Raw genomic sequence first — 25,462 nt, forward strand, 5'->3', positions numbered from 1 at the left:
GAAAGCTCTAAAATGGCGGACTTCCCACCCCTGTCCCGGGTCCGATGTCCACCAACGCTCCCTCCGCCGTCGCCAGCGACGGCCCGCCGCCGCGCCCCGGCGCCCAGCCGCTGTCGGCGATGATCAGCCCCGAACTGCCGGCGCCGCCGGCCGGCCCGCGCGCCGCGCTCACCGAAGGCTGGGTCCGCGACGAAGCGCAGCACGTGCGCGGCCTGCTCGAGCTGGCGCGCCTGCCCGAGGCCGACCGCGCCGCCGCCCAGGCCACCGCCGCCGACCTGGTCCGCCGGGTCCGCGCCCGCGCCCAGGACCAGGGCGCGATCGAAGCCTTCATGCGCCAGTACGACCTCGGCAGCGAGGAAGGCGTGCTGCTGATGTGCGTGGCCGAGGCGCTGCTGCGCATTCCGGACCAGGAGACCGCGGACAAGCTGATCCGCGACAAATTGGGCGAGGCCGACTGGAAGCGCCACCTGGGCCAGTCCGATTCGGTGCTGGTCAACGCCTCGACCTGGGGCCTGATGCTGACCGGCACCCTGGTCGACCTCGCCGACGACACCAAGCGCGACGTCCACAACGCCTTCAAGCGCCTGATCGGCCGCGTCGGCGAGCCGGTGATCCGCCTCGCGGTGCGCCAGGCCATGCGCATCATGGGCCACCAGTTCGTCATGGGCCGCAGCATCGGCGAGGCGCTGGCGCGCTCGAAGAAGGGCGACAACGGCAACTACCGCTACTCGTTCGACATGCTCGGCGAAGGCGCGCTGACCACCAAGGACGCGCTGCGCTACCTGCAGGCCTACCGCGACGCGATCCACGCCATAGGCAAGAGCGGCAATTTTAAAAATGCCGACGTGTTCGCCACCCCGTCGATCTCGGTCAAGCTCTCCGCGCTGCACCCGCGCTACGAGCACGCCAAGCGCGAGCGCGTGTTCGCCGAGCTGACCCCGCGCGTGCTGGAACTGGCCCAGCTGGCCAAGGGCTACGGCATCGGCTTCACCATCGACGCCGAGGAAGCCGACCGCCTGGAGCTGTCGCTGGACGTGATCGCCGCGGCTTACAGCGACGCCTCGCTGGACGGCTGGGAAGGCTACGGCCTTGCGATCCAGGCGTACCAGAAGCGCGCGCCCGAGGCGATCGCCTTCATCGCCGACCTCGCCCGCCGGGTCGGCCGCCGCATCCCGGTGCGCCTGGTCAAGGGGGCGTACTGGGACAGCGAGGTCAAGCGCGCCCAGGTCGACGGCCAGCTCGGCTATCCGGTGTTCACCCGCAAGCCGAACACCGACGTGTCGTACCTGGCCAACGCGCGACGCATGCTGGAGGCCTCGGATGCGATCTATCCGATGTTCGCCACCCACAACGCCCAGACCATCGCCACCATCCACCAGCGCGCCAAGGCGATGGGCCGCGAAAAGCACTTCGAGTTCCAGAAGCTGCACGGCATGGGCGACGATCTCTACGCCGAAGTGATTCCGGCCGACCGCCTGAACGCGCCGTGCCGCGTGTACGCGCCGGTCGGCTCGCACGAAGACCTGCTGCCGTACCTGGTGCGGCGCCTGCTCGAGAACGGCGCCAACTCCAGCTTCGTCAACCGCATCACCGACGAGGACATCGCCATCGACGACCTGATCCAGGATCCGGTTGAAACGGTGTCCGGCTTCGCCAGCATCCCGCATCCGCGCATTCCGCTTCCGGCCGATCTCTACCGCAGCTTCGGCTACGACAGGACCAATTCCATGGGCGTCAACCTCGCCAACGATCAGCAACTGCAGTCCCTCGCCGCCGACGTCAACGCCGCCGCCCGCACCGACTGGCGCGCCGCGCCGCTGGTGCCGGGCGCGTCGGTCGGCGGCGCCGACATCGCCGTGACCAACCCGGCCGACCGCCGCGAGATCGTCGGCCAGTGGAAGCCCGCCGACAGCGCCGCGGTCGAGCAAGCGCTGAAGAACGCGGTCGCCGCGCAGGAAGGCTGGGACGCGACTCCGGCCGCGAGCCGCGCCGCGATCCTCGAACACGCCGCGCAGCTGCTCGAGGACCGGATGCCCGCTTACATCGCGCTGTGCACCAAGGAAGCCGGCAAGACCATCCCCGACGGCGTCGCCGAAGTGCGCGAAGCGGTCGACTTTCTGCGCTACTACGGTGCCCAGGCGCGCAAGCTGTTCGCGCCCGAAGCGCTGCCGGGCCCGACCGGCGAATCCAACACCCTGCACCTGTCCGGCCGCGGCGTGTTCGTCTGCATCAGCCCGTGGAACTTCCCGCTGGCGATCTTCCTCGGCCAGATCTCCGCCGCCCTGGCCGCCGGCAACAGCGTCATCGCCAAGCCGGCCGAGCAGACCAACCTGATCGGCTACTACGCGGTCAAGCTGCTGCACGAAGCCGGCGTTCCCGAAGCGGTGCTGCAGTTCCTGCCCGGCGACGGCGCCACCGTCGGCGCCGCGCTGACCCGCGATCCGCGCGTCGCCGGCGTCGCCTTCACCGGTTCGACCGACACCGCGCGCGCGATCAACCGCGCGCTGGCCGCGCGCGACGCCGCCATCGGCGTGCTGATCGCCGAGACCGGCGGCCAGAACGCGCTGATCGCCGACTCGTCCTCGCTGCCCGAACAACTGGTCAAGGACGCGATCGGCTCGGCCTTCACCTCGGCCGGCCAGCGCTGCTCGGCCGCGCGCGTGCTGTTCGTGCAGGACGACATCGCCGACAAGGTCACCCACATGCTCGCCGGCGCGATGGCCGAGCTGAAGGTCGGCGACCCCGGCCTGCTATCGACCGACGTCGGCCCGGTGATCGACGAGGACGCGCTGAAGATGCTACGCGAGCACGCCGCGCGCATGGACGGCGAAGCGACCAAGATCGCCGAAGTCGCGCTCGACGCCGACGCCGCGAACGGCAGCTTCTTCGCCCCGCGCGCCTACGCGCTGAAGTCGCTCGGCCAGCTGCACAAGGAAGTGTTCGGCCCGGTGCTGCACGTGATCCGCTGGAAGGCCGACCAGCTCGACGCGGTGATCGACGCGATCAACGCCACCGGCTACGGCCTGACCCTGGGCATCCACTCGCGCATCGACGAGACCATCGAGCGCATCAGCACCCGGGTCAAGGTCGGCAACTGCTACGTCAACCGCAACCAGATCGGCGCGGTGGTCGGGGTGCAGCCCTTCGGCGGCCAGAACCTGTCCGGCACCGGCCCCAAGGCCGGCGGCCCGCACTACCTGCCGCGCTTCACCACCGAGAAGACCGTCACCGTCAACACCACCGCGGCCGGCGGCAACGCCTCGCTGCTGACGCTGGGCGACTGATCGGGCGATGCGACGAAGGCGCGGCCGCCGCGGCGGCCGCGCCTTTTGTTTGCGCGCAGTTCGGCCGCGCCGGAACGGAAAGCGTCGGGCCTGAAGGCCTTCCCACGACAGCGGTCGCCGCAAGGCCCGGGCTGTTGTGGGAGGGCCTTCAGGCCCGACGCTTTTGTATCGGCCGAATCGCACCCTCACCGCAAACCCTCGACCGCAGTCGCAACATGCCCCGGGCTCCCGCGCAGTACGCTGGCGCCTGCCGCCTCTTCGGACGATCGCCGATGCTCCGCCCCTTCTCGCTCGCCATCGCCCTGTGCGCGCTCAGCGCCTGCGCCTCGCTGGCGCCGCTGCCGGTCAAGCCCGGCGATCCCTCGGCTTGCGCCGAACGCCGCCAGGACCGGGTGCTGTTCGGCATGAACAGTCCCGACGGCCCGGTCGGCGAAGCGCAGTGGCAGTCGTTCCTGGCCGAAGTCGTCACCCCGCGCTTCCCCGCCGGGCTCACCGTCTACCAGGCCAAGGGGCAGTGGCGCGGCGACAGCGGCCAGGTCGAGCAGGAAGATTCGCGCGCGATCGACGTGATCCATGCGGACACCGCCGAGGAACGCAAGCGCGTGGTCGAGATCGCCGACGAGTACAAGCGACGGTTCAAGCAGGAGGCGGTGCTGATCGTGAGTTCGCCGGTGCGGGCGTGCTTCGCGGTTACGGCGAAACCGCGTGGGCGGGTCGGTTAGTTCGTCGCTGCGGAGCGGAAAGCATCGGGCCTGAAGGCCCTCCCACGACAGCGCCCCGTCGCGGCTCGCGCTGTTGTGGGATGGCCTTCAGGCCCGATGTTTTTTCTCGGGCGAGGCCGAACCTCAGCGCTTGAATTCGGTCGGCCGCTCCAGCTGCCACACCGCATCGGCCAGGTCCTCGACCTTCGCCGCCAGCACCGCCTGCGCATCGGCGACGCCGCGGTTGTAGTAGTACGCGCCGAGTTCCTCGGAAATGAAGTCGAGCATGAACTCCGCATCGAAGCGCCCGATCGATTGCTTGAGCTCTTCGCTGAAGTAACGCTGCAACCGCGCGACCAACAGCGCCTTTTCCTCGGCGACGAACCGGATCGTTTCCATTCGTTTACTCGGGCCTTTGCTGGTGGACGGGTGCGCGCCGCGGCGGCGATCAGCTGCGCGATGGCCCGTCGATCCGCTTGCTCCAATCCTCGACCTGGCCGCGCGCGAGCCGGGCTTCGACCAGCTTGCGCCACGACGGCACCAGCGGCAAGGCCAGCGCGGCCTGCAGTTCTTCGCGGTCGAGCGTGCGCACGAACAGCATCGTCGCGATGCGCTGCAGCGACCACCGCGGCCACGGCCGCGCGATCAGATGCAAGCGTTCGCCGGCCTCGGCCCGGCCGGCTTCGATCACCCGGTAGTACCAGCCAGTGCGGCCGTTGGCCTGCATCCGCCGCGCCATGTCGGCGACGCCGAAGCGGTCGTTGAGCTTCCAGCACGGCTGCCGCGCCTGGCTCACTTCGAGCAGGACCTCGCCGAAGCGGTAGCGATCGCCCAGGCACACCGCGGCCTCGTCCAGGCCTTCGCTGCTGAGGTTCTCGCCGAACGCGCCGGGCGCGTCGAACAGCGCGTGCGCGCCGACCTCCTCGCGCCAACGCCGGTAGTGCTCGCGCGGATAGTGGTGCACGGCCTTGTCCGGCCCGCCGTGCACGCGCAGGTCGCCCTGCTCGTCGCCGTCCAGGCCGAGCTCGCCGATCCGCACCGGGCCGTGCAACGGCCGCTTGTCGATCGCGCTGACGCTGCCCGGCCGGCTGTAGGCGACGGCGCGACCGCACAGCAGCGCGGTCACCGTCGTTCCCGCCTCGTTCGATCCCATCGCGGTCTCCCCCAGGCGCCGGCCGCGCGCACGCGGCCGGCGCGGTCGGACTCAACCCAGGTCGGACAAGGCCGCGCCGAAGTTGATGTGGAAGACCTGCTCCTGCAGGACCAGGGCCGGCACCGAGATCACCCCGGCCGCGCGGGCCTCGGCGATCCGCGCCGAGGCCTCGCCCAGGTGCACGACCTCGACCTCGAAACGCGCGCGGTCGATGGCTTCGGCGACCTGCTGTTCGGCGGCCACGCACACCGGGCAACCGGCATGAAAGAACACGGCTTTCTGACGCATACTGGAATCTCCTCTTGCTTGCTCTTAGACGGGTGGTGAGAGGAAGGGCGGCGCGCCGATGCCAGTCGGCCGCCGCCCGCCTATTCCGCGGCTGCGGAATGCGTGCGCTTCGGCGCGGGGCCGCGGCGCGATGTCGTGTCGCGGTGATCGCCGGCGCCGGCGCGGAACCGCGCGGCCACCGCATCCAGCGCGCCGGCGCGCGCATCCGCGGCGCGCGGCCGGTGTTCGGCGCAATCCACGCGCAGCTGCGCGTCGCCGAACGCGGCGCCGACCAGGGCGCAGTAATGCGGGGCGTCGCCGCCGCCTTCGAACGGACGGAAGAACTCGCAACCGGCGCAGGTGCGCAGCCCGGTCGCCAGCCCTTCGCGCTGGGCCTGCAGGATCAACAACTGCAGCGAACGCGAGAACGCCGCCAGTTCGTCCGGCGCCAACGTCGCCAGCAAGCGCTCGCCGAGCCCGCCGCGGGCGCGGCTGCGGCGCAGCCAGGCCAGCCCGCGCCGGCTCGGATGCACGCGCACCGCGCGGCCGTCGTCGGGATCGCGCTCGCGCCGCACCAGTTCGCGCGCCTGCAACGCGGCGATGGTGTCGCTGGCGCTGGCCGCCGACACGCCCAGGCGCTGCGCCAGCTCGCCGACCCGCCAACCGCGCTTGTCCTCGCCCAGCAGCTCCAACAGCGCGCGCTGGGCCGGATGCAGCGCGTACGCGTCCGGCTCGCGCCACTGCTGCGCGCGCATCAGGCCGCCCAGGCGCTCCAGGCCCAGGGCGGTCTGGCGCAGATGGAAAGCGGGATCGCTCATGGCGATATTATTAGGACTCCTAAATTAATTGGTCAAGTCCTGGCCGGCGAACGGGCAAAAAGAAAGCCCCGCCGAAGCGGGGCTTTGCATTCATTGACTACATTGCGCTGCCTAAAGCGAGACCAGTTGACACCTGATTGACGAGCCGACTTTAGTGCAAGCAATGCCGGTCTTTCCCGAGCCACGCTGTCCAGTGACGGGAATGCCCATCATGTTTGCTCGATGGATGAAATCCGTAACGTCGGAGCCGAATCCACTGCTGAAACCAAACTCCGCATAGCCTACATCTCCACCTGCGAAATCAGTAGCAACATCCGGAATCGAATTGTTGTTGGAGTCTACTGCAGTTCCCTTAGCGTACTCCCAGATTTTCGTGTCGTAGTTGAAAACAAATACAACTCTGCTGCCATCTGGGAACTTGACCTCGGTACTTAGCTTTGCATTTCCGCTCGTGAGATGCTCGAACTTGATGGCCCTTCCCATGCTCGAAGCAGCCGCTGTGAATGCCATCTTCGGGTTTTCTTTGAGCTTTTGATCTACAAGATTGCGAGCTTGGCTCGACCTCAAGACATCATAAGCATTGACGGTTCCGTCGCCGGCCATCGCGACAACTCGATCTTTCGCAGCGACCGATCGTGCAACGACGGGCGACGCAAGGCCTGCCTCACTCTCCGGAATAGTCAACACGATGGAAATTATCATCGAGCCGTTGGATTCGATGTAAAGATTGGAGAGTGCCCAGAATTGATCTTGCACGAACTGATCAGGCGGAAAAGATGTCACCGAATTGCCTTGGACATTGAACCCCGCAATCCTGTCCATGAGGCTATAGATGTATCTAGTTCCAGAGCCATAAGACTTGGCAACTCCGACCATCTCCGCATCGGAGCACTGAAAACACGGATATGCGGTCGCATCTTGCGCAAATACGGGCGACGACACTATCGACATGGCCAGTAGCGAAAGAGGCGCAAGAATTCCCTTCATTGAGTGCTCCTCATGATTCATACAGAGACCGAGATGCAGACGAAGCACATGTTGCGCAGAGCGCCACTATCAAAAGGCTCTGCCAACCAAGTGTACGGACTATGTTTCGCTCTGAATGGGACGACGGCTCACTTCAACTGAGGCACCATGAACTCAGCTTTTGAACTTGCGCCCTTTGCATGCACTGAAAATGCGTTTTGAACGCAGCCTTGCATCGCAAACCTAACTAACAAGTCGTGACTGACAAGCACCATCATGCGTAGTACACGCCAGCAAGAACCAAAAAAAAGCCCCGTCGTAGCGGGGCTTTTTTTCGCTTTAGGTAGGGCTGAAAATTAGAACTTGTACTGCGCCGAGACGCCGAACAGGTTGGCGTGGCCCTTGAACTTGCCGACCAGGGTCGAGCCGCTAGTGGAGACGATGTCCACGTCCGGGCTGTCGATCTGGATGCGGGTGAACGCGGCGTCCACGCTCAGGTGCTCGTTCGCGTTCCAGGTCAGGCCGACCGAGTACAGGGTACGGTCGTTGTCGGGCAGGCGCGGGGTGCGGTGGGTGTCGTTGGTCGGGGTTTCGTCCTTGGCGATGCCGCCGCGCAGGGTGAAACGATCATTGAGATCGTATTCGGCGCCCAGCGCGTACATCATCGTGTCTTCCCACTGGAACTCTTCCTTGCTGATGTCGATGCCGTCGAAACGCTTGATTTCCACGGTCTGCAGCGAGTGCCAATCGGTCTTCTGCGCATCGAACATCATGCGGAACTGGTCGGAGAAGGCGTAGGACACGCTCAGCGTGTCGGTGCTCGGCGTGGTCAGCGCCGCGCCGCCCGGCGCCGTGTTGTACACGGTGTTGGCCAGCAGCGGAGCGACCGAGGCCGGCTTGGTGAAGGTCACCGTGCCTTCCAGGTCGTGGTCGATCTCGGAGCGGTGCGAGTAACCGATCGCCAGGCGGTCGGTCGGCTTCCACTGGAAGCCCAGGATCCAGCCGATGCCGGTATCGTCGCCCTTGACCTTGGCCAGGCCGTCGGCGCGCTGCGGGCCGTACGGGGTGTTCGGCACCGCGCAGGCGGCCGGGCTCATGCGGCAGATCAGGCCGCCGAAGTCGACGGCGTTGGTCAGCGTCGCCTCGGCGCGCTCGTAGACGAAGCCGGCGCCGACCGAGAAGCGGTCGGTCAGCTTGACCGCGGCCGACAGGGTCAGGTCGATGGTCTTCACTTCCGACTCGATGGCGCTGTAGCGGCCGATCCAGTTCGGGTCGTATTCGGTCTTCAGGCCGAACGGCGCGCTGAGCTGGGCGCCCAGGGTGAGCTTCTCGAACGAGCCCGACAGCGGGACCACGATCGACAGCGCCGGGACCGGAGTCACGTCGCCCGGGTCGCCGCCGTTGCCGCCGGTCATCGCGCGGGCAGCCGGAGTGCCAGCCGCGGCGGTGCCGTTGCCGGTGAATTTTGCGGTCAGGTCGATCGCGGTGACGTCGCCACGGATCGTGGTCGAGTCCAGGTTCACCATCGCCGCCGGGTTGTTCGAGACGACCGACGCGTCCTTCTCCGAAACGGCGCTGCCGGCAAAGGCGCGGCCCTGGTTCTTGACGCTGTTCTCGCGAATCTGGAAACCGGTGGCGCCGGCCGAGCCGAAGCTGATGACGCCGGCCACGCCCAATGCGATCGCGGTCAGGCGGATGGTGCGGTGTGAGGGTTGCATGCGTGTATTCTCCGTTGGAGTATTTTTTCGTCTGTCGCGGCCGTGTGCATCGCCCCGCAGTGCGGACTGCGATGCCGCCGGAAACCCCTCCCGACGTACGACGCCGTATGCACTATAGCGCGGCCGTTAACCGAACGCTAACAATACGCCCAACCGGGCAAATTCGTCTCGTACCGATGTCGCAATCGCAGTCCCTACAGACACTTACGCCGACTTCTTGCCTGAATAGGGCAACTGCGGCCGCGGTCTCGCGGAGCTGACGCCGTGTTCGTCGCCATTCCCTCGCGCGAACGCGCCCGCCTGCGTTGGGCAACCCCGTTATTGTTCGCGCTGCTGTGGATCTGCTTCATCGTCTCGGCCGTGGTCCTGCCCGATCCGGAGCAGCGCCGGCTGATGCTGGAATGGGGCGCGCTGTCGGGCGGCCTGTCCTCGCCGGAAGCGTGGTGGGACGCGGTCCGCGAGGGCAGCCTGCTGCGGCTGTTCAGCGCCTTGTTCCTGCATGCCGACTGGGCGCATCTGCTCGGCAACCTGGTATTCCTGCTGATCTTCGGCCTGCCGGCCGAGCGGGCGATGGGGCCGTGGCGGCTGCTGGCGCTGTTCCTGTGCGGCGGCGCGGTGGCCAATCTCGCCGCGGTGATCGCCATCGCCACCCCGGACCGGCTGATCATCGGCGCCAGCGGCGCGGTGTCGGCGCTGATCGGCGCCTACCTGGCGCTGTTCCCCGGCGCCAAGCTCGGCGTGGTGGTGCCGCTGGGCCTGTTCCTGCAGTTCGTCAAAGTGCCCGCACCGCTGCTGATCGGGGTGTGGGCGCTGCTGCAAGTGGTGTTCACCTTCATCGGCCCGGCGTTCGGCGCAGTGGCCTGGTCGGCGCACCTGGCCGGCTTCGCCTTCGGCGGCGCGTTCGCGCTGATCGCGCGCGCGGGCATCGCGCGGCGGTTGCGGCGCAAGCGCGGGTATTGAGTCCGGCGCCGCAGCCGGGAATCGCATGACGCGGGCCGGGTTGCGCCCTTGCGTTGGCGGCCTGCGGACCCCACGCTCGACACAGGTCCGGGCGCTTTCGATCGCCCGCCGCCCTCTCTCCCTTCATTCCGCGCCCGCCATGTCCACGCTCTACAAAGTCACCTTCCTCAATGCCGGCAAGATCTACGAGCTGTACGCGCGCAAGATCGGCGCGGGCACGCTGTGGGGCTTCACCGAGGTCAGCGAGTTGGTGTTCGACCTGCACGACGGACTGGTGGTCGACCCGACCGAAGAGCGCTTGCGCGACGAGTTCGGCAACACCCGCGTGCTGCACTTGCCGATGCAGAGCCATCGTGCGGATCGAGGAAGTCGAGCGGAAGGGCCAGTCGGCGATCCGCGACGCGGCCTCGGGCGAGCGCGTGGTGACGCCGTTCCCGCTACCGGCCAAGCCGCGCTGACGCGACGGATCCGGCGTTCATGGACATCGGCGCGATGGATCGACGCGAAGACCTGATCGAACTCAAGGACCTGCGCATCCCGGTCGAACGCGCGCAGTTGCATGGCTGGCTGTACGAGGACGCCGGCGGCGAGCCGCGTTGGTCGATCGAAGTGAGCGGGCGCGCGCAGCGCTTCGGCGATGGCGACTTCGCCCAGGCGTTGAGTCCGCGCTTCTACGACGAATCGCTGCCGCTGCGCATCGGCGACTGGCGCGAGCTGGAACAGCAACGCTGCCGCTTCCGCTGGCAGGACGACGAAGACCAGGGCGACAGCCTGCCGACCTTGTACCTGTGCTCGCACCTGAGCCTGCCGCTGAGCGAGCTGAGCCTGGGCGCGCGCGACGGCCGCCGCTTCGCGCTGCGATGGACCGGACTGGCCGAGGCCAACTGGGACGAGGACTACGGCCGCGAGATGCCGTTCCGGATCGAACTGCAGATTCCCTTCGTCGAGCAGGAAGTGCGCTTCTGGCAGCGCGGCGACGACGAGGAGGTCGAAACCGCCGCGCGCGCGATCCTGCGCAAGCGCGGGCTGTCGGACGCGCACCTGCGCTATCGCGAGTACCGGCGTTTCCGCGACGACCCCGGCGACGAGCATTACCGGTTGCTGCGCGCGTTCTTCGATCCGGTCGAGTGAGCCGCGAACTCGGCTGTCGCATTGAAGTCCACGGCTTTTGCGGCAGTAGCTTCTGTGGGAGGGACTTCAGTCCCGACGCTCTTGTGCCCGATCGCTTCGAGCTGAAACAAAGGCATCGGGACTGAAGTCCCTCCCACAAAAGCTGCAGCCGCCAACAAAAAAACGCCCGGCGCAGGCCGGGCGTTTTTTCGAGCCGGTGGCGGGCTCGTTCAGCGCTTGGCCGCGGGCGCCGGCTTCTTCGCCGACTGCGCCGCCTTGGTCGCGCCGGGCGTCTTCAACTCCGCCAGCGCCGAAGCGATCGGGCCGTCGCCGTCGAGCACCTCGCCGGCGTTGCTGCCCGGCTGGCCTTCTTCGTCGCCGTGCAGGTGGCCGGGCAAGGCCGCCTCGGTATAGCTGGGACGGTCGCTCTTGTCGTCCTTGGGCGCGCGCAGGGTCACGTCGGGCACGATGCCCAGCGCCTGGATCGACTTGCCGCTGGGCGTGTAATAGCGCGCGGTGGTGAGCTTGACCGAGTCGCCGTTGTCCAGCGGCAACACGGTCTGCACCGAGCCCTTGCCGAAGGTGCGGCTGCCGATCACCCGGCCGCGGCCGTTGTCGCGCAACGCGCCGGCCAGCACTTCCGAGGCGCTGGCCGAACCGGCGTCGACCAGCACCATCAGCGGCGCGCCGTCGAGCAGGTCGCCCGGGGTGGCGCTGAATTCGGCGTCGCTGATGGCGATGCGGCCGCGGGTGCTGACGATCTTGCCGCGCTCGAGCAGGTCGTCGGCGATCTGCACCGCCGAGGTCAGCAGGCCGCCGGGATTGCTGCGCAGGTCCAGCACCAGGCCGCGCAGCTTGCCGCCGGACTGCTCCTTGAGCTTGCGCAGCTGGGTTTCGAAATCGGCCGCGGTGTCGGCCTGGAACGCGCTCACCCGCAGGTAGCCGTAGCCCGGCTCGAGCATGCGGCTCTTGACGCTGGCCACGCGGATGGTCTCGCGCGCCACGGTCACGTCGAAGGGCTTGTCGCGGCCCTCGCGCACGATGGTCAGCACGACCTTGCTGCCCGGCGCGCCGCGCAGCGGGCCGGAACTGTCGCCTTCGTCGACCTTGAACGGCTTGCCGTCGATCGCGGTGATCAGGTCGCCGGCCTTGATCCCGGCGCGCGCGGCCGGAGTGTCGTCGATCGGCGAGATCACCCGCAGCGTGCCGTCGGGCTGGCGCAGCAGCTCCACGCCGATGCCGTCGTAGTTGCCGCGCGATTGTTCGTCGAAATTCTCGGCGTCGGCCTTGTCGAAATAGACGCTGTGCGGGTCGAGGTCGAACAGCAGGCCGCGGATCGCCGAATGCATCAGCTTGGCGTCGTCGACGGGTTCGACATACGCCTGCTTGACCGCGTTGTAGACCGCGACGTAGCGGCGGATCTCGTCGATCGGCACCTTCGAATCGCTGTCGTCCTTGCCGGCCTTGGCGCTGCGCTTGCCCGGCGCCTGCGCCGGCGGCGTGGCCTGGCCGTCGTCTTGCGCGTCGGCATCGTCCGCATCGTCGGCGGCGGGCGCGGGCTGGGACGCGGCGGGCGGCGCTTGCACCGGCGCGGCGGGCGGGGTCGCCTGCGCGGGCGGCGCGGGCTGCTGGGCCAGGGCCGGCACGGCGCCCAGCGCCAGGGCGAGCGGAAGCAGACTACGCAGGGGGTGACGCAGGGACATGCACGACGCTCCGAAGCGGATGGCGGTTGGACCGCGTGCGGCGGCCCGTGGCAGTCGGACCGCGCGAGGCGGCCAGGGTTCGGTCGATTATCTGCGCACGTTAAGCGGGGCGCTTGCAAGCTTTCGTTAAAACCCGCGGCCCTCGCGCCGCTGCCGGCCCGCGCGGCCTGTCCGCCGCGGCGCGCACTACGTTCCGGGCCGCGCCGAGTGCGCAAACCGCGGCCACAAACACCGCCAGCCGCGCCACTGCGCCGAAGCCGCGACGACGCTCACGCCGCCAAGCGACCCGCGCGCCTCAACGCCGCAGCCACACGCCCGGGTTCACCGGCTGCCCGCCGCGGCGCAATTCGAAGTACAACGCCGGCCGGCCGTGGCCGCCGGAACTGCCGACGGTGGCGACGGCGTCGCCCTTCTTGACCGTCGCCCCGGCGTCCTTGAGCAGGGCGTCGTTGTTGGCGTACAGACTCATGTAGCCGTTGCCGTGGTCGACGATCAGCAACAGGCCGTAGCCGGTCATCCATTCCGAATAGACCACGGTGCCGTCGCCGACCGCCTTGACCGTGGCGCCGGCCGGCGCGCCGATCAGCAGGCCCTCGCTGCTGCGGCCGTCGGGCATGGTGCCGCCGAAGCCGGCCAGCAACGCGCCCGACACCGGCCATCCCAGGCCGCCGACCTGCGGCGCGGGCGCGCTGGCGACCGCGACCGGCGGCTTGCGCACCGGCGCGGGCTTGCCCTTGGCCGCCGCCGCGGCGGCGGCGCGCGCCTCGCGCGCTTCGCGTTCGGCGCGGGCCTTGGCCGCGGCGCGGCGCTGGGCCTCGGCGCGCGCGGCGGCCGCGCGCAGCTTGGCCAACAATTGCTCGAGCCCCTTGGCGTCGCGGCCGAGTTCGCGCTCGCGGGTGCTGCGGTCTTCGTATTTTTCGTTGATCTGGGCGACCAGGACGGCGCGGTCCTTGCGGTCCTTCTCGAGCTGGCCCAGCTGCGCGCGCTGTTGCTTGCGGGTGCTGTCGAGGCTGGCGCGGCGCTCGACGATCTCGCGTTCGAGCCGGTCCAGCTCGCGCAGCTGCGCGGTCAGTTCGTCGATGCGGCGCGCGCGGTCGCGCTGCAGATAGCCGTGATAGGTCAGGATGCGGCCGCTGTCGGCGACCCGGTCCTGCGACAGCAGCGCCTTGAGCGGCGCATCGTTGCCCTGCGCATAGGCGGCGCGCAGCAGTTGTTCCAGCTCCTTGCGGCGCGCGCCGAGATTCTTCTTGAGCGAATCGCGCTGGTCCTGGGTCTGCTTGAGCGCGGCGTGCTCGCGCGCCAGCCGCGTCTCGGTGTCGCGCAGCACCCGGTTGGAACGGCCGACCTGTTCGTCGGCCGCGCGCAGCTTCTGCGCCGCATCGCCGCGCTGTCCTTCCAGCTTGCGCCGCTCGGCCGCGACCGACTTCAACTCGGTCTTGATCTTCTCGAGCTTGCGCTCGGTCTCGCGGCTGCTGCCCTGCTGCGCCGCGGCGCGCGCCGGCGGCGCCGCCAACGGCAGCGCCGCCAGCAGCGCCAACATCCACGCGCACGCGATACGCATCAGCCCTCCAGCAGGCTGCGGCCGGTCATCTCCTCGGGCTGCGGCAGCCCGAGCAGATCCAGGATGGTCGGCGCGACGTCGCGCAGCGCGCCGCCGGAACGCAGCGCCGCCTTGCGCGGGCCGACGTACACCAGCGGCACCGGGCCGACGGTGTGCGCGGTATGCGGCTGCCCGGTCGAGGCGTCGCGCATCATCTCCAGGTTGCCGTGGTCGGCGGTGATCAGCAGCGCGCCGTGCACCTCCTGCACCGCCGCGGCGATCGCGCCGATGGCCTTGTCGACCGCCTGCGCGGCCAGGATCGCGGCCTGCAGGTCGCCGGTGTGGCCGACCATGTCGGGGTTGGCGATGTTGCAGATCGCCACGTCCACCGCCTGCGCGCGGATCGTCTCGACCAGCTTGGCGGTCACTTCCGGGCAGCTCATTTCCGGCTGCAGGTCGTAGGTGGCGACCTTCGGGCTCGGCACCAGGATGCGGGTTTCGCCGGCGTAGGGCTCTTCGCGGCCGCCGCTGAAGAAGAAGGTGACGTGGGCGTACTTCTCGGTTTCGGCGATGCGCAGCTGGCTCAGGCCATGCTCGGCCAGCAACTCGCCGAGCGTATTGCGCAGATCGTCGGGGCCGAACGCGACCGACGCCGGCAGCTTGGCGTCGTATTCGGTCAGACAGACGAAGCGCGACAGCTTCGGCGTGCGCGCCTGATAGCCGTCGAAGTTCGGATCCACGAACGCGGCGGTGAGCTGGCGCGCGCGGTCGGCGCGGAAGTTCATGAACACCACCGCGTCGCCGTCGGCCATCGGCCGGGCGTCGCCGATCACGGTGGGGGCGACGAATTCGTCGGTCTCGCCGCGCGCGTAGGCCGCTTCGAGGCCTTCCAGCGCGGTCGCGGCATGCTGTTCGCTGCGCGCTTCGACGATCGCGTCCCAGGCGCGCAGCTGGCGGTCCCAGCGCTTGTCGCGGTCCATCGCGTAGTAGCGGCCGCCGATGCTGGCGATATGCGCGTTGCCGGCCTCGTCGCAGGCCTGCTGCAGGCGTTGCAGGCTCGGCGCGGCCGACTTCGGCGGCATGTCGCGGCCGTCGAGGAAGGCGTGCACGGCGACCTTCGCCACGCCTTCGCGGCGGGCCAGTTCGATCATCGCGAAAATGTGCCGCTCGTGGCTGTGCACGCCGCCGGGCGAGAGCAGGCCCAGCAGGTGCAAGGTCGCGCCGGCGGCCTGGGCCGCGGCGCAGGCGGCGCGCAGTTCCTGGTTGGCGAAGAAGCTGCCGTCCTCGACCGCCGCGTCGATGCGGGTCAGGTCCTGGTAGACGATGCGGCCGGCGCCGAGGTTCATGTGGCCGACCTCGGAATTGCCCATCTGCCCGTCGGGCAGGCCGACGTGGCGGCCCTCGGTGTGGATCAGGGTGTGCGCCTGGCTGGCCAGCAGCGCGCGCCAGTTCGGCAGGTCGGCCTGGGCCAGGGCGTTGTCGGCCGGGTCGTCGCGGTGGCCCCAGCCGTCGAGGATCAGCAGCACTACGGGCTTGGGGCGGGAGGTCGCAGACACGTGGGCGTTTCCTATGACGAAGGGCGGAATGACTAAGGACGGGCGCCGCGGCGCGCGGATTGGGCGATTGTAGCGAAGCGGGCGATGAAGCCCCGGGGAACGGCGGCGCAAACCGCGACGACGACGACGCGGCGGCGACGATGGCGCCCCGCGGCGACCGCCCCGAGGATTTTTTCGCCGCGGCGTAAACCGTCCGCGCGTCCGCCGCATCACAAGCCATGCCCACCCGAACAACGGAACCCGCCATGACCCGCACCCAGCTGTCCGCCTGCCTGTCCGTCCTCATCGCCCTGTCCTCGACCGCGGCCCTGGCCGACGACGATGTCAGCAAGGTCAACGGCAGCATCACCGTCGAGGCCGGCCAGCGCCGCGGCGACGTGGAAACCGTCAACGGCAGCATCCGCGTCGGCGACAACGCCGCCGTCCAGGACGCGCAGACCGTCAACGGCAGCATCAACGTCGGCAACGGCGCCCAGACCGGCCGCCTGGAGACGGTCAACGGCAGCATCCGCGCCGGCACCAAGCTCACCGCCAGCGACGGCATCGAGACCGTCAACGGCGGCGTCTTCGTCGACCGCGGCGGCCGCGTGCGCGGCGACGTGGAGACCGTCAACGGCTCGATCGGCCTGGTCGCCACCGAACTGACCGGCGGCATCGAGACGGTCAACGGCGACGTCACCGTCGGCGTCGATTCGCACGTCGCCGGCGGCATCAAGTACACCAAGCCGACCGGCAACTTCACCTTCCAGAAGCGCGATCCGATCGTGATCGTCGGCCCGAACGCGCGCGTGGACGGCCCGCTGGTGTTCGAGCGCCCGGTCAAGCTGTACGTGCACGCCAGCGCCAAGACCGGCGCGATCCGCGGCGCCACCGCCATCGCCTTCAGCGGCGCGACCCCGCCGGCGCAGTAATCGCCGTCCTCCGCCTCCGCCGCGGGCGCCGCCTTCTCCTGGCCGTGAAGGGCGCCCGCCGCGGGGGCTTTACCGCCGCGCGCCCCGGCGCGCCGCCCGGCGAAGCGCCCGGATCGGTCAAGCCGGCCCGGCCCGCCGCGGCCCGGGCCTGCACCTAGAATGGACCTCCCCCACGCCCCGGCCGCTGGCCGCCCTTGGAGGTTCCAGACCTTGTCCCGAAATAGTCCGCTCTTCGCCGCGACCTCGCTGGTCGTCGCGACGCTTGCGCTGAGCGCCTGCAAGCAAACGCCCGCCGACGGCGCCGCCGCGGCGCAACCGGCGTCCGATCCGGCCGCCCCCGCCGCGGCCGCGCCCGCCGGCGACCACGCCTTCGACGCGGCCGTCAACGCCGCCGACTTCGCCCAGCACGTCAAGGTGCTGGCCTCCGACGAGTTCGAGGGCCGCGCCCCCGGCAGCGCCGGCGAGGACAAGACCGTCCAGTACCTGGAAGCGCAGTTCAAGCGCCTCGGCCTGAAGCCGGGCAACGGCGACAGCTATTTCCAGACCGTGCCGATGGTGGAAACCACCGCCGACGAAGGCACGACGCTCAAGCTCGACGTCAAGGGACAGACGCGCGAGCTCAAGTTCGGCGCCGACATGGTCGTGGGCACCCGCACCGGCCAGGCGGAAGTGAAGGTCGACGCCAGCGACCTGGTGTTCGTCGGCTACGGCGTCAACGCGCCGGAGCAGCAGTGGAACGACTACGCCGGCGTCGACGTCAAGGGCAAGACGGTGGTGATGTTCGTCAACGACCCGGGCTTCCACGGCCAGGACGCGACCTTGTTCGAAGGCAAGCGGATGACCTACTACGGCCGCTGGACCTACAAGTTCGAAGAGGCCGCGCGCCAGGGCGCCAAGGCCGCGCTGATCGTGCACGACGCCGCCGGCGCCTCGTACGGCTGGGACGTGGTCAAGAACTCGTGGTCCGGCGCGCAGTTCGACCTGCCGGCCAAGGACGATCCGGAACCGCGCCTGCCGGTGCAGGGCTGGATCACCGCCGACACCGCGCGCACGTTGTTCGCCGACCTCGGCCAGGATCTCGACCAGCTCTACCAGGCCGCCGGCAAGCGCGGCTTCAAGGCCATTCCCCTGCAGGCCAAGGCCTCGGTGGACCTGAAGAGCAAGATCAGCGAGAAGTCCTCGCGCAACGTGATCGCCCGGCTCGACGGCGCCAAGCGTCCGGACGAAGCGATCGTCTACATGGCGCACTGGGACCACCTGGGGCACCACGCCGAAGAAGGCGGCCACGAAGGCCACGCGGCGGCGGCGAAGGGCGAGGGCCACGACACGATCTACAACGGCGCGGTCGACAACGCTTCGGGCGTGGCCGGCATCCTCGAGATCGCCGAGGCCTTCAGCAAGCAGACCCCGCCACCGGACCGCTCGCTGCTGTTCCTGGCGGTGACGCTGGAAGAGTCGGGCCTGCTCGGCTCCAAGTACTACGTCGCCCACCCGACCGTGCCGCTGAACAAGACCGTCGCCGTCATCAACCTCGACGCGATGCCGATCATCGGCAAGGCCCGCGACATGACCGTGGTCGGCTACGGCAGCTCGGAGCTCGAGGACATCCTCAAGACCGTCGCCGACGGCCAGGGCCGCGTGCTGCATGCCGAGGGCACGCCGCAGGACGGCTTCTACTTCCGCTCCGACCACTTCAACTTCGCCAAGGCCGGCGTGCCGGCGCTGTACGCCAAGGGCGGCGACGACCTGATCGACGGCGGCGTGGAAGCCGGGCAGAAGGCCCAGGTCGATTACCGCGACAACCGGTATCACAAGCCGGCCGACCAGTTCGATCCGAACTGGAAGCTCGACGGCGTGGTCCAGGACCTCGACGCGCTGTACGGCGTCGGCAAGGTTTTGGCCGGCAACGAGCAGTGGCCGAACTGGTACCAGGGCAACGCCTTCCGCGCCGCCCACGACAAGCTGATGGCGCCGGCGAAGAAGTAAGCCCCCGTCGTCCGGCGGACCGTCGTGGCGCGTTGCGCCGGGCTGGAAACCAGCCGGGCCAGCGGCCTCGACGGTCCTGCCGTCGGCGGTCGCAATGCGAATCGCAGCGGGCCCGCGGTTCGACACGACCCGTCGTGCCCGGCGGCAGTCCGCCAAGCCGGCTGCACGGCGCTCCGGCCGCCCGCGACCGCAAAGCGATCCGACGGCGGCGCCTCTGGGCGCCGTCGTTTTTTCCGCTAGGCTGGTGTCGCCGCAGTCGCGCGGCCCGGCCGCAAGGAAGGCCCCATGTCGATGACCATCGCCTACTGGTGCCTGCTGGCCGCGGCACTGCTGCCCTACCTGTGGACCTCGCTGGCCAAGGCCAACGGCCAGCGCTACGACAACCGCGACCCGCGCGGCTGGCAGGCGCGCCAGGACAATCCGCGCTCCAAGGCCGCGTACGCCGCCCACCTCAACGCCTTCGAAGCCTTCCCGGCCTTCGCCGCCGGCGTGCTCGGCGCGCAGATGGCCGGCGTGGACACCGGCTGGATCGACGTGCTCGCGCTGGCGTTCATCGCCTTCCGCATCCTCCACGGCGTGTTCTACATCGCCGGCAAGGCCTCGCTGCGCAGCGCGGTCTGGGCCGGCGGATTCGCCTGCACGGTCGCGCTGCTGGTGTTGGCGGCGCTGGCCACGATCTGAGCCGCGACGGGAGCGCACGACGATGAGCGTTGCGGCAAGCGGCGCCCGGGGCGGCCCGATCCGATGGCGATGGCGCGCATTCGCCCGTCCCCTCGCGCGCCAGCTGCCGCCAGCCGCGCTCTGAGCCGCCTTTCGTTCGCGCACCCGCGCGCCGCTCCACGCACCGAGCCCGTCATGTCCGCCCTGCCCCCGTCCGATCACGAAGACTTCGCCCGTTCCATCCGCGACAGCGGTTTCCGTTTCGTCGCCGGCGCCGACATGCGCGCCCACCTGCTGCAACACGGCTCGCTCGACGACTGGGACGCGTTCGCCGCGAGCTGGAACGACCTCGCGCCCGACGCCTACCTGGCCCAGGTCGGCCGCCATCGCCGTCGCCGCCACGCCGTCTTCCATGCCGGACGCGACGGCACGATCGAACGCCAACCGCACCAGCCGCATTACCAGGCGTTGAGCTACAACGCCCTGCAAGGCGATATCGAGCGCTGGTTCGAACCGCTGCGCCAGGACATCGCCGACGGCGCCAGCCTGGGCACCGTGCTCGGCTTCTGCCGCGACTTCTTCTCCACGCTGGCGCCGCGCACCGCGGCCTGGCGCATCGAACTGCACCAGTTCCGCATCGAGGCCGGTCCCGATCGCGAAGGCCAGCCGACGCCCGAAGGCGTGCACCGCGACGGCGTCGACTACGTGCTGGTGCTGCTCATCGACCGCCACAACATCGTCAGCGGCACCACCACCATCCACGACCGCGACGGCGCCGAACTCGGCAGCTTCACTCTGACCGCCCCGCTCGACGCCGCCCTGGTCGACGACGCGCGGGTATTCCACGGCGTCACCGCGGTGACGCCGCAAGATCCCTCGCGCGAAGCGCATCGCGACGTGCTGGTCGTAACGTTCCGGGCGCAGGCCTGAGCGCGCGGGCCGAACCGCGGTCGGACACGGCGGCATGCGCCGCGGTAAGAAAGCGTATCGCTGCATGCCGATGATGGCGTCCCGCGTGCGAGCCTGAGCGCGCAGGCCAAACCCCGCTCGAATCGGGCGGCACGCGCCGCATTAGCAATGCGTATCGCGGCATGCCGATGATGACGCCCCGCATGCGAGCCTGAGCACGCGGGCCAAGCCCCGCTCGAATCGGGCGGCACGCGCCGGACTCGGAAAGCGCACCGCGGCGTGCTGGCGACGACGTTCCGAGCGCGCGGGCCGAAACGCGTCCGGACCGGGCGACACGCGCCGGGCGGCTCTCGCCCGGCGCGGCCGCTGCGGTCAGAAGTTGATGTTGTTGTCGGTCACCACGCTGCCGCTGGCCGTGTTGGCGATGAAGTCGGTCCGGGTATCGGCGATGTTGTTGGCCAGCAAGACCCGATTCGAGCTGCCGCTGATTTCGGCGAAGTACGGCGTCGCCGCGTTCGGCGTCGAGCGGCAACGGCTGATCGCCACGTTGCTCGCGTTGTAGACCGAAACGCAGGAATCCGCGGCGATCTGGCCGAAGAAATCGCAATCCAGGATCGACGTGTTGTCGAACTGGGTCAACACGATCGGGCGGTACTGCGCGGTCATGATCTCGTTGATCTTCGCCCCGCGCACCGACACCGCCTTGACGGTCGCCGCGCCGAAGCGCTCGAACAGCATCGCGTTGCCGTTGAAGCCGACGACGTAGGGATCGTTGATGAAGACCTGGAACAGGTCGGCGTTGTTGTCCAGCGCGATCCACAGCGCGTGCGCGCCGACCGGGTTGCTGTTGCCTTCCCACTGCATCGAGTTGAACCAGATATCGCCGATGCGGCCCTTGCGATGCGCGTACAGCAACGTGCCCGGGCCGTAGATCACCGAGCCGTAGAAGCGCACCCCGCGGATTTCGCTGCTCGCGTCCGCGCCGGCGGACTCGATCCTGATCGGCGGGTTCGCGGCCGTTCCGCCGAACTGGCAGTTGTTGAAGTCCAGATCGCCGATGAACGACGCGTCCTCGTTGGCGACGATCTCCAGGCCGCCGTCGTTGACCACGACCCGGTCGAAATTGACCATCCGGGTCAAGGCGCCGGTGAGCTTGATCGTCGGCGCGTTAAAGCCGAGCGCGAATACATCGCGCAGTTGGCACTTCTGGAAGCCGGCGAATTTCCTGCCGATCTCGCCGATCTTGATCGCGCAACGACCGGCCAGGCCGCTCTCGTTGGCGAAGTAGCCGTTGAAGCGCAGATTGTCGACCTGGAAGTAGCCGACCTCCAGCCCAGGCACGCCGCCGACCGGGCACTGCGGCGCCAGATGCAGCGCCGGTCCGGCGACATTGGCCATGATTTCGCAGTTGTTGCCCTTGAGCAGGAAGCGACGCGCCGGATCGCCGACGGCGGCCGCCGCGAGCTTGACCACCACGGTGGCGTCGACGCGGATGCGGCGCCCGGCCGGCAGCGCCAACGCGATCGCGCGATCGTTGGCGTAATCCACCGCGGCCTGCAACGCCGCCGCCGAGTCGGCGTGCTCGTTGGCCGCAAGGCCGAACACGTCGGCGTGGATCTCGTTGACCGGTCCCGGCAGCGGATGTACATACGCTCGCGCCGAACCGATCCTGACCCGGCCAGGACCGTAGAACTTGCCCAACGCAGGTTCGGCCGTCACCGCATAGTCCCCGACCGGCACGTAGACCTGGCCCACCGCCGCGGCCGCCTGCGCGAACGCGCCCGAATCGTCGGCGACGCCGTCGCCGATCGCGCCGAAATCCTTGACGCTCAAGCCCTCGCGCAGCTTGTTCTGGACCGAGCGCGCGACCGTGCCACCGTCGACAGGCGAGTAACCCACGTCCTTGGCATCGACCAACGAGCTCTGCTGGGCCACCGAGGCGCCGCTAGTCAATGCCGCCGTCGCCGCGGCCGCGGTCATCGCCAGCGGCACGCCTATGAACTTTCTTCTTTCCATTCGAACACCCCTTCGTTCTCGTATTCCCGCGCGGAACCGCCCGCGCAGGGGAATTGTCGAGGTTCGAAGTTTCTTGGGCGGAGAAAGAGACGGCGCGGGTCTCGCCCCATGGTTCGAGCGAACGGTAAGCGGGTGGTGCTGTCGCGGATCGCGGGTTGCGTCGTGCCAGTAGCGTCCGATTCGCAGCGCGTGTGTGTCTTCGCTGCCGCCACCGGCCGTGCCGTGGCGCCCGGGGCGTAGGCCGTTACGGCGATGATGAAACCCCGGCCTGCAGTCGCCTCTGCGACCGGGGGAGATCGTTTTATTTTCTTGCGCCGCACAGGCGATGTGCGCATGGCCCGATACAGGCGCGTGCGCTGCAGAAACTCTCGGGGCGCAGCCGTCGATGATGTTTTCGTGGTGCAAAAGAAGAAGGCCGGATCCTTGGGATCCGGCCTTCTGGGAAAAGCCCCTGGCGATGACCTACTCTTGCATGGCTTAAGCCACACTACCATCGGCGCATGTGCGTTTCACTTCCGAGTTCGGGATGGGATCGGGTGGTTCCACACAGCTATTATCACCAGGGAGAGGGTGGAGGGTCGCAGGTCTCGATGGATTGAGTTGCGCTCACGCTCACGTGGGTTTGCTTTCAACGGAATGGTACCCGTTGTCGGCGAATAGATTGGAATGTAGCGAGTCAGTGTTGGATTGGAGTGTCGACGCGTCGTCGAGTCCAAGGCCACTTGAGGTTATATGGTCAAGCCACACGGATCATTAGTACAGGTTAGCTCAATGCGTTGCCGCACTTACACACCCTGCCTATCAACCACCTAGTCTTGATGGTTCCTTTAGGGGAGTCGAGCTCCCGGGAGATCTCATCTTGAGGCGCGCTTCCCGCTTAGATGCTTTCAGCGGTTATCGCTTCCGAACATAGCTACCCGGCAGTGCCACTGGCGTGACAACCGGAACACCAGAGGTTCGTCCACTCCGGTCCTCTCGTACTAGGAGCAGCCCCTCTCAAATCTCCAACGCCCACGACAGATAGGGACCGAACTGTCTCACGACGTTCTGAACCCAGCTCGCGTACCACTTTAAATGGCGAACAGCCATACCCTTGGGACCGACTACAGCCCCAGGATGTGATGAGCCGACATCGAGGTGCCAAACACCGCCGTCGATATGAACTCTTGGGCGGTATCAGCCTGTTATCCCCGGAGTACCTTTTATCCGTTGAGCGATGGCCCTTCCATACAGAACCACCGGATCACTAAGACCTACTTTCGTACCTGCTTGATCCGTCGATCTTGCAGTCAAGCACGCTTATGCCTTTGCACACAGTGCGCGATGTCCGACCGCGCTGAGCGTACCTTCGTGCTCCTCCGTTACACTTTGGGAGGAGACCGCCCCAGTCAAACTACCCACCATACATGGTCCCCGACCCGGATAACGGGCCCAGGTTAGAACGTCAAGCACGACAGGGTGGTATTTCAAGGATGGCTCCACTGCAGCTAGCGCCACAGTTTCATAGCCTCCCACCTATCCTACACAGACGAACTCAACGTTCAATGTAAAGCTATAGTAAAGGTTCACGGGGTCTTTCCGTCTTGCCGCGGGAACGCTGCATCTTCACAGCGATTTCAATTTCACTGAGTCTCGGGTGGAGACAGCGCCGCTGTCGTTACGCCATTCGTGCAGGTCGGAACTTACCCGACAAGGAATTTCGCTACCTTAGGACCGTTATAGTTACGGCCGCCGTTTACTGGGGCTTCGATCAAGAGCTTCGCCTTGCGGCTAACCCCATCAATTAACCTTCCAGCACCGGGCAGGCGTCACACCCTATACGTCCACTTTCGTGTTTGCAGAGTGCTGTGTTTTTGATAAACAGTCGCAGCGGCCTGGTCACTGCGGCCCCCCTCAGCTATTAACCATGGAGGGCGCACCTTCTCCCGAAGTTACGGTGCTATTTTGCCTAGTTCCTTCACCCGAGTTCTCTCAAGCGCCTGAGAATTCTCATCCTGCCCACCTGTGTCGGTTTACGGTACGGTCTGCGTAAGCTGAAGCTTAGGAGCTTTTCCTGGAAGCGTGATATCAGCAGCCTAGCCCTAATGGGCCGGTCCTTAGTCTCAACGTTGCCCCCCCGGATTTGCCTAAGGGGACCGCCTCAACTCTCTCACCAGGACAACCAACGCCTGGCCTGCCTAACCTTCTCCGTCCCTCCATCGCACTTACGCGAGGTGCAGGAATATTAACCTGCTTCCCATCGACTACGCATTTCTGCCTCGCCTTAGGGGCCGACTCACCCTGCGTCGATTAACGTTGCGCAAGGAAACCTTGGGCTTTCGGCGTGCGGGCTTTTCACCCGCATTATCGTTACTCATGTCAGCATTCGCACTTCCGATACCTCCAGCAGACTTCTCAATCCACCTTCATCGGCTTACGGAACGCTCCTCTACCGCGCATACAAAGTATGCACCCCAAGCTTCGGTTCATCGCTTAGCCCCGTTAAATCTTCCGCGCAGACCGACTCGACCAGTGAGCTATTACGCTTTCTTTAAAGGGTGGCTGCTTCTAAGCCAACCTCCTGGCTGTCTGTGCCTTTCCACATCGTTCACCACTTAGCGATGAATTTGGGACCTTAGCTGTGGGTCTGGGTTGTTTCCCTTTTCACGACGGACGTTAGCACCCGCCGTGTGTCTCCCGGATAGTACGTACTGGTATTCGGAGTTTGCCATGGTTTGGTAAGTCGCAATGACCCCCTAGCCATAACAGTGCTCTACCCCCAGTAGTATTCGTCCGAGGCGCTACCTAAATAGCTTTCGAGGAGAACCAGCTATCTCCGGGTTCGATTAGCTTTTCACTCCTAATCACACCTCATCCCCTACCTTTGCAACGGGAGTGGGTTCGGGCCTCCAGTTGATGTTACTCAACCTTCACCCTGGGCATGACTAGATCACCCGGTTTCGGGTCTACTGCCCGCGACTATGCGCCCTTATCAGACTCGGTTTCCCTTCGCCTCCCCTATACGGTTAAGCTTGCCACGAACAGTAAGTCGCTGACCCATTATACAAAAGGTACGCAGTCACCCTTGCGGGCTCCTACTGCTTGTACGCACACGGTTTCAGGATCTATTTCACTCCCTTCACCAGGGTTCTTTTCGCCTTTCCCTCACGGTACTGGTTCACTATCGGTCGGTCAGGAGTATTTAGCCTTGGAGGATGGTCCCCC

19 protein-coding genes, 2 rRNA genes and 2 pseudogenes (1 of these 23 only partly in view) are annotated in these 25,462 nt (G+C 67.4%); 9 read left to right on the forward strand and 14 right to left on the reverse strand.

The window, feature by feature from the left end; all coding sequences use genetic code 11:
• Positions 1-119 precede the first annotated feature (119 nt).
• Entirely contained in the window at positions 120-3,284 is a 3,165-nt protein-coding gene (gene putA / locus JHW41_RS24100) for a bifunctional proline dehydrogenase/L-glutamate gamma-semialdehyde dehydrogenase PutA (RefSeq protein WP_250451253.1), read from the forward strand.
• Positions 3,285-3,428: 144 nt separating this feature from the next.
• Here the strand turns inward: putA and JHW41_RS27670 are convergent.
• Positions 3,429-3,473 (reverse strand): annotated as a pseudogene (locus JHW41_RS27670) (hypothetical protein); the annotation flags it as partial.
• Between the two features lie 83 nt (positions 3,474-3,556).
• Between JHW41_RS27670 and JHW41_RS24105 the strand changes: the two are divergent.
• Entirely contained in the window at positions 3,557-4,006 is a 450-nt protein-coding gene (locus JHW41_RS24105) for a DUF3574 domain-containing protein (protein ID WP_250448076.1), read from the forward strand.
• Positions 4,007-4,129: 123 nt separating this feature from the next.
• Here the strand turns inward: JHW41_RS24105 and JHW41_RS24110 are convergent, their stop codons facing one another.
• The 6 genes from JHW41_RS24110 to JHW41_RS24135 form a co-directional block, all read right to left on the reverse strand.
• The gene (locus tag JHW41_RS24110) at positions 4,130-4,384 is read right to left on the reverse strand and encodes a DUF2164 domain-containing protein (protein WP_250448078.1); all 255 of its coding nucleotides are present in this window, start codon (positions 4,382-4,384) and stop codon (positions 4,130-4,132) included.
• 49 nt (positions 4,385-4,433) lie between these two features.
• The gene (locus JHW41_RS24115; RefSeq protein WP_250448080.1) at positions 4,434-5,138 is read right to left on the reverse strand and encodes an MOSC domain-containing protein; all 705 of its coding nucleotides are present in this window, start codon (positions 5,136-5,138) and stop codon (positions 4,434-4,436) included.
• Between the two features lie 51 nt (positions 5,139-5,189).
• Complete coding sequence (locus JHW41_RS24120) at positions 5,190-5,426, reverse strand: thioredoxin family protein (protein WP_250448081.1); 237 nt, start codon at positions 5,424-5,426, stop codon at positions 5,190-5,192.
• Positions 5,427-5,506: 80 nt separating this feature from the next.
• Entirely contained in the window at positions 5,507-6,223 is a 717-nt protein-coding gene (locus JHW41_RS24125) for a MarR family winged helix-turn-helix transcriptional regulator (protein ID WP_250448083.1), read from the reverse strand.
• A 111-nt stretch (positions 6,224-6,334) separates the two neighbouring features.
• Positions 6,335-7,210 carry a DPP IV N-terminal domain-containing protein gene (locus JHW41_RS24130; protein WP_250448085.1) on the reverse strand — a complete coding sequence of 292 codons (876 nt, stop codon included), beginning with the start codon at positions 7,208-7,210 and terminating at the stop codon, positions 6,335-6,337.
• Positions 7,211-7,545: 335 nt separating this feature from the next.
• A complete protein-coding gene (locus JHW41_RS24135) occupies positions 7,546-8,907 on the reverse strand; it encodes an OmpP1/FadL family transporter (RefSeq protein ID WP_250448086.1) in 1,362 nt (453 codons plus the stop codon).
• Between the two features lie 264 nt (positions 8,908-9,171).
• On the opposite strand from JHW41_RS24135, the gene JHW41_RS24140 reads away from it, so the two are divergent.
• From JHW41_RS24140 to JHW41_RS24150, 3 genes and pseudogenes are all read left to right on the forward strand, one after another.
• Positions 9,172-9,867 carry a rhomboid family intramembrane serine protease gene (locus JHW41_RS24140; protein WP_057945921.1) on the forward strand — a complete coding sequence of 232 codons (696 nt, stop codon included), beginning with the start codon at positions 9,172-9,174 and terminating at the stop codon, positions 9,865-9,867.
• 139 nt (positions 9,868-10,006) lie between these two features.
• Positions 10,007-10,325: pseudogene (locus JHW41_RS24145) on the forward strand (DUF1820 family protein).
• A gap of 34 nt (positions 10,326-10,359) precedes the next feature.
• On the forward strand, positions 10,360-10,998 hold the full coding sequence (locus tag JHW41_RS24150; protein ID WP_138884559.1) for a hypothetical protein: 639 nt from the start codon (positions 10,360-10,362) through the stop codon (positions 10,996-10,998).
• Here JHW41_RS24150 and JHW41_RS27675 read toward each other — a convergent pair.
• The 4 genes from JHW41_RS27675 to gpmI all read right to left on the reverse strand — a co-directional run bounded on the left by JHW41_RS27675 (position 10,959) and on the right by gpmI (position 15,776).
• Positions 10,959-11,114, reverse strand: a complete 156-nt coding sequence (locus tag JHW41_RS27675; RefSeq protein WP_428995427.1) for a DUF6053 domain-containing protein — start codon at positions 11,112-11,114, stop codon at positions 10,959-10,961. The two genes, JHW41_RS24150 and JHW41_RS27675, sit on opposite strands and share 40 nt — an antisense overlap.
• 93 nt (positions 11,115-11,207) lie before the next feature.
• Positions 11,208-12,680, reverse strand: a complete 1,473-nt coding sequence (locus tag JHW41_RS24155; RefSeq protein WP_250448089.1) for a S41 family peptidase — start codon at positions 12,678-12,680, stop codon at positions 11,208-11,210.
• Between the two features lie 295 nt (positions 12,681-12,975).
• Entirely contained in the window at positions 12,976-14,241 is a 1,266-nt protein-coding gene (locus JHW41_RS24160; protein ID WP_057945918.1) for a murein hydrolase activator EnvC family protein, read from the reverse strand.
• Positions 14,241-15,776, reverse strand: a complete 1,536-nt coding sequence (gene gpmI, locus JHW41_RS24165; protein WP_250448090.1) for a 2,3-bisphosphoglycerate-independent phosphoglycerate mutase — start codon at positions 15,774-15,776, stop codon at positions 14,241-14,243. Before gpmI ends, JHW41_RS24160 begins: the two co-directional genes overlap by 1 nt.
• A gap of 245 nt (positions 15,777-16,021) precedes the next feature.
• Here gpmI and JHW41_RS24170 point away from each other — a divergent pair, with 245 nt between their 5' ends.
• The 4 genes from JHW41_RS24170 (at position 16,022) to JHW41_RS24185 (ending at position 20,263) form a co-directional block, all read left to right on the forward strand.
• Complete coding sequence (locus tag JHW41_RS24170; protein ID WP_057945916.1) at positions 16,022-16,687, forward strand: hypothetical protein; 666 nt, start codon at positions 16,022-16,024, stop codon at positions 16,685-16,687.
• A 210-nt stretch (positions 16,688-16,897) separates the two neighbouring features.
• Positions 16,898-18,673 (forward strand): M28 family metallopeptidase, encoded by a 1,776-nt coding sequence (locus tag JHW41_RS24175; RefSeq protein ID WP_428995428.1) that lies wholly within the window; start codon positions 16,898-16,900, stop codon positions 18,671-18,673.
• A 285-nt stretch (positions 18,674-18,958) separates the two neighbouring features.
• Positions 18,959-19,354: an MAPEG family protein gene (locus tag JHW41_RS24180; RefSeq protein WP_250448092.1), complete on the forward strand. Its 396-nt coding sequence runs from the start codon at positions 18,959-18,961 to the stop codon at positions 19,352-19,354.
• A 174-nt stretch (positions 19,355-19,528) separates the two neighbouring features.
• Entirely contained in the window at positions 19,529-20,263 is a 735-nt protein-coding gene (locus JHW41_RS24185; protein ID WP_250448094.1) for a 2OG-Fe dioxygenase family protein, read from the forward strand.
• Positions 20,264-20,614: 351 nt separating this feature from the next.
• Here the strand turns inward: JHW41_RS24185 and JHW41_RS24190 are convergent, their stop codons facing one another.
• From JHW41_RS24190 to JHW41_RS24200, 3 genes are all read right to left on the reverse strand, one after another.
• Positions 20,615-22,663, reverse strand: coding sequence for a hypothetical protein (locus JHW41_RS24190; protein ID WP_250448095.1), 2,049 nt, complete (start codon positions 22,661-22,663; stop codon positions 20,615-20,617).
• 44 nt (positions 22,664-22,707) lie between these two features.
• A 5S ribosomal RNA gene (rrf, locus tag JHW41_RS24195) occupies positions 22,708-22,822 on the reverse strand.
• A 168-nt stretch (positions 22,823-22,990) separates the two neighbouring features.
• Positions 22,991-25,462: ribosomal RNA gene (locus JHW41_RS24200) — 23S ribosomal RNA — on the reverse strand; it runs 392 nt beyond the window's last position.

The organism is Lysobacter enzymogenes (assembly GCF_023617245.1).
GTDB classification, from domain to species: Bacteria; Pseudomonadota; Gammaproteobacteria; order Xanthomonadales; family Xanthomonadaceae; genus Lysobacter; species Lysobacter yananisis.

Bases quoted from the DNA above. Each gene is read 5' to 3' on its own strand.
- putA (WP_250451253.1), top strand. From the start codon at position 120: ATGATCAGCCCCGAACTGCCGGCGCCGCCGGCCGGCCCGCGCGCCGCG.
- JHW41_RS24105 (WP_250448076.1), top strand. From the start codon at position 3,557: ATGCTCCGCCCCTTCTCGCTCGCCATCGCCCTGTGCGCGCTCAGCGCC.
- JHW41_RS24110 (WP_250448078.1), bottom strand. From the start codon at position 4,384: ATGGAAACGATCCGGTTCGTCGCCGAGGAAAAGGCGCTGTTGGTCGCG.
- JHW41_RS24115 (WP_250448080.1), bottom strand. From the start codon at position 5,138: ATGGGATCGAACGAGGCGGGAACGACGGTGACCGCGCTGCTGTGCGGT.
- JHW41_RS24120 (WP_250448081.1), bottom strand. From the start codon at position 5,426: ATGCGTCAGAAAGCCGTGTTCTTTCATGCCGGTTGCCCGGTGTGCGTG.
- JHW41_RS24125 (WP_250448083.1), bottom strand. From the start codon at position 6,223: ATGAGCGATCCCGCTTTCCATCTGCGCCAGACCGCCCTGGGCCTGGAG.
- JHW41_RS24130 (WP_250448085.1), bottom strand. From the start codon at position 7,210: ATGAAGGGAATTCTTGCGCCTCTTTCGCTACTGGCCATGTCGATAGTG.
- JHW41_RS24135 (WP_250448086.1), bottom strand. From the start codon at position 8,907: ATGCAACCCTCACACCGCACCATCCGCCTGACCGCGATCGCATTGGGC.
- JHW41_RS24150 (WP_138884559.1), top strand. From the start codon at position 10,360: ATGGATCGACGCGAAGACCTGATCGAACTCAAGGACCTGCGCATCCCG.
- JHW41_RS27675 (WP_428995427.1), bottom strand. From the start codon at position 11,114: ATGCCTTTGTTTCAGCTCGAAGCGATCGGGCACAAGAGCGTCGGGACT.
- JHW41_RS24155 (WP_250448089.1), bottom strand. From the start codon at position 12,680: ATGTCCCTGCGTCACCCCCTGCGTAGTCTGCTTCCGCTCGCCCTGGCG.
- JHW41_RS24160 (WP_057945918.1), bottom strand. From the start codon at position 14,241: ATGCGTATCGCGTGCGCGTGGATGTTGGCGCTGCTGGCGGCGCTGCCG.
- JHW41_RS24170 (WP_057945916.1), top strand. From the start codon at position 16,022: ATGACCCGCACCCAGCTGTCCGCCTGCCTGTCCGTCCTCATCGCCCTG.
- JHW41_RS24180 (WP_250448092.1), top strand. From the start codon at position 18,959: ATGTCGATGACCATCGCCTACTGGTGCCTGCTGGCCGCGGCACTGCTG.
- JHW41_RS24185 (WP_250448094.1), top strand. From the start codon at position 19,529: ATGTCCGCCCTGCCCCCGTCCGATCACGAAGACTTCGCCCGTTCCATC.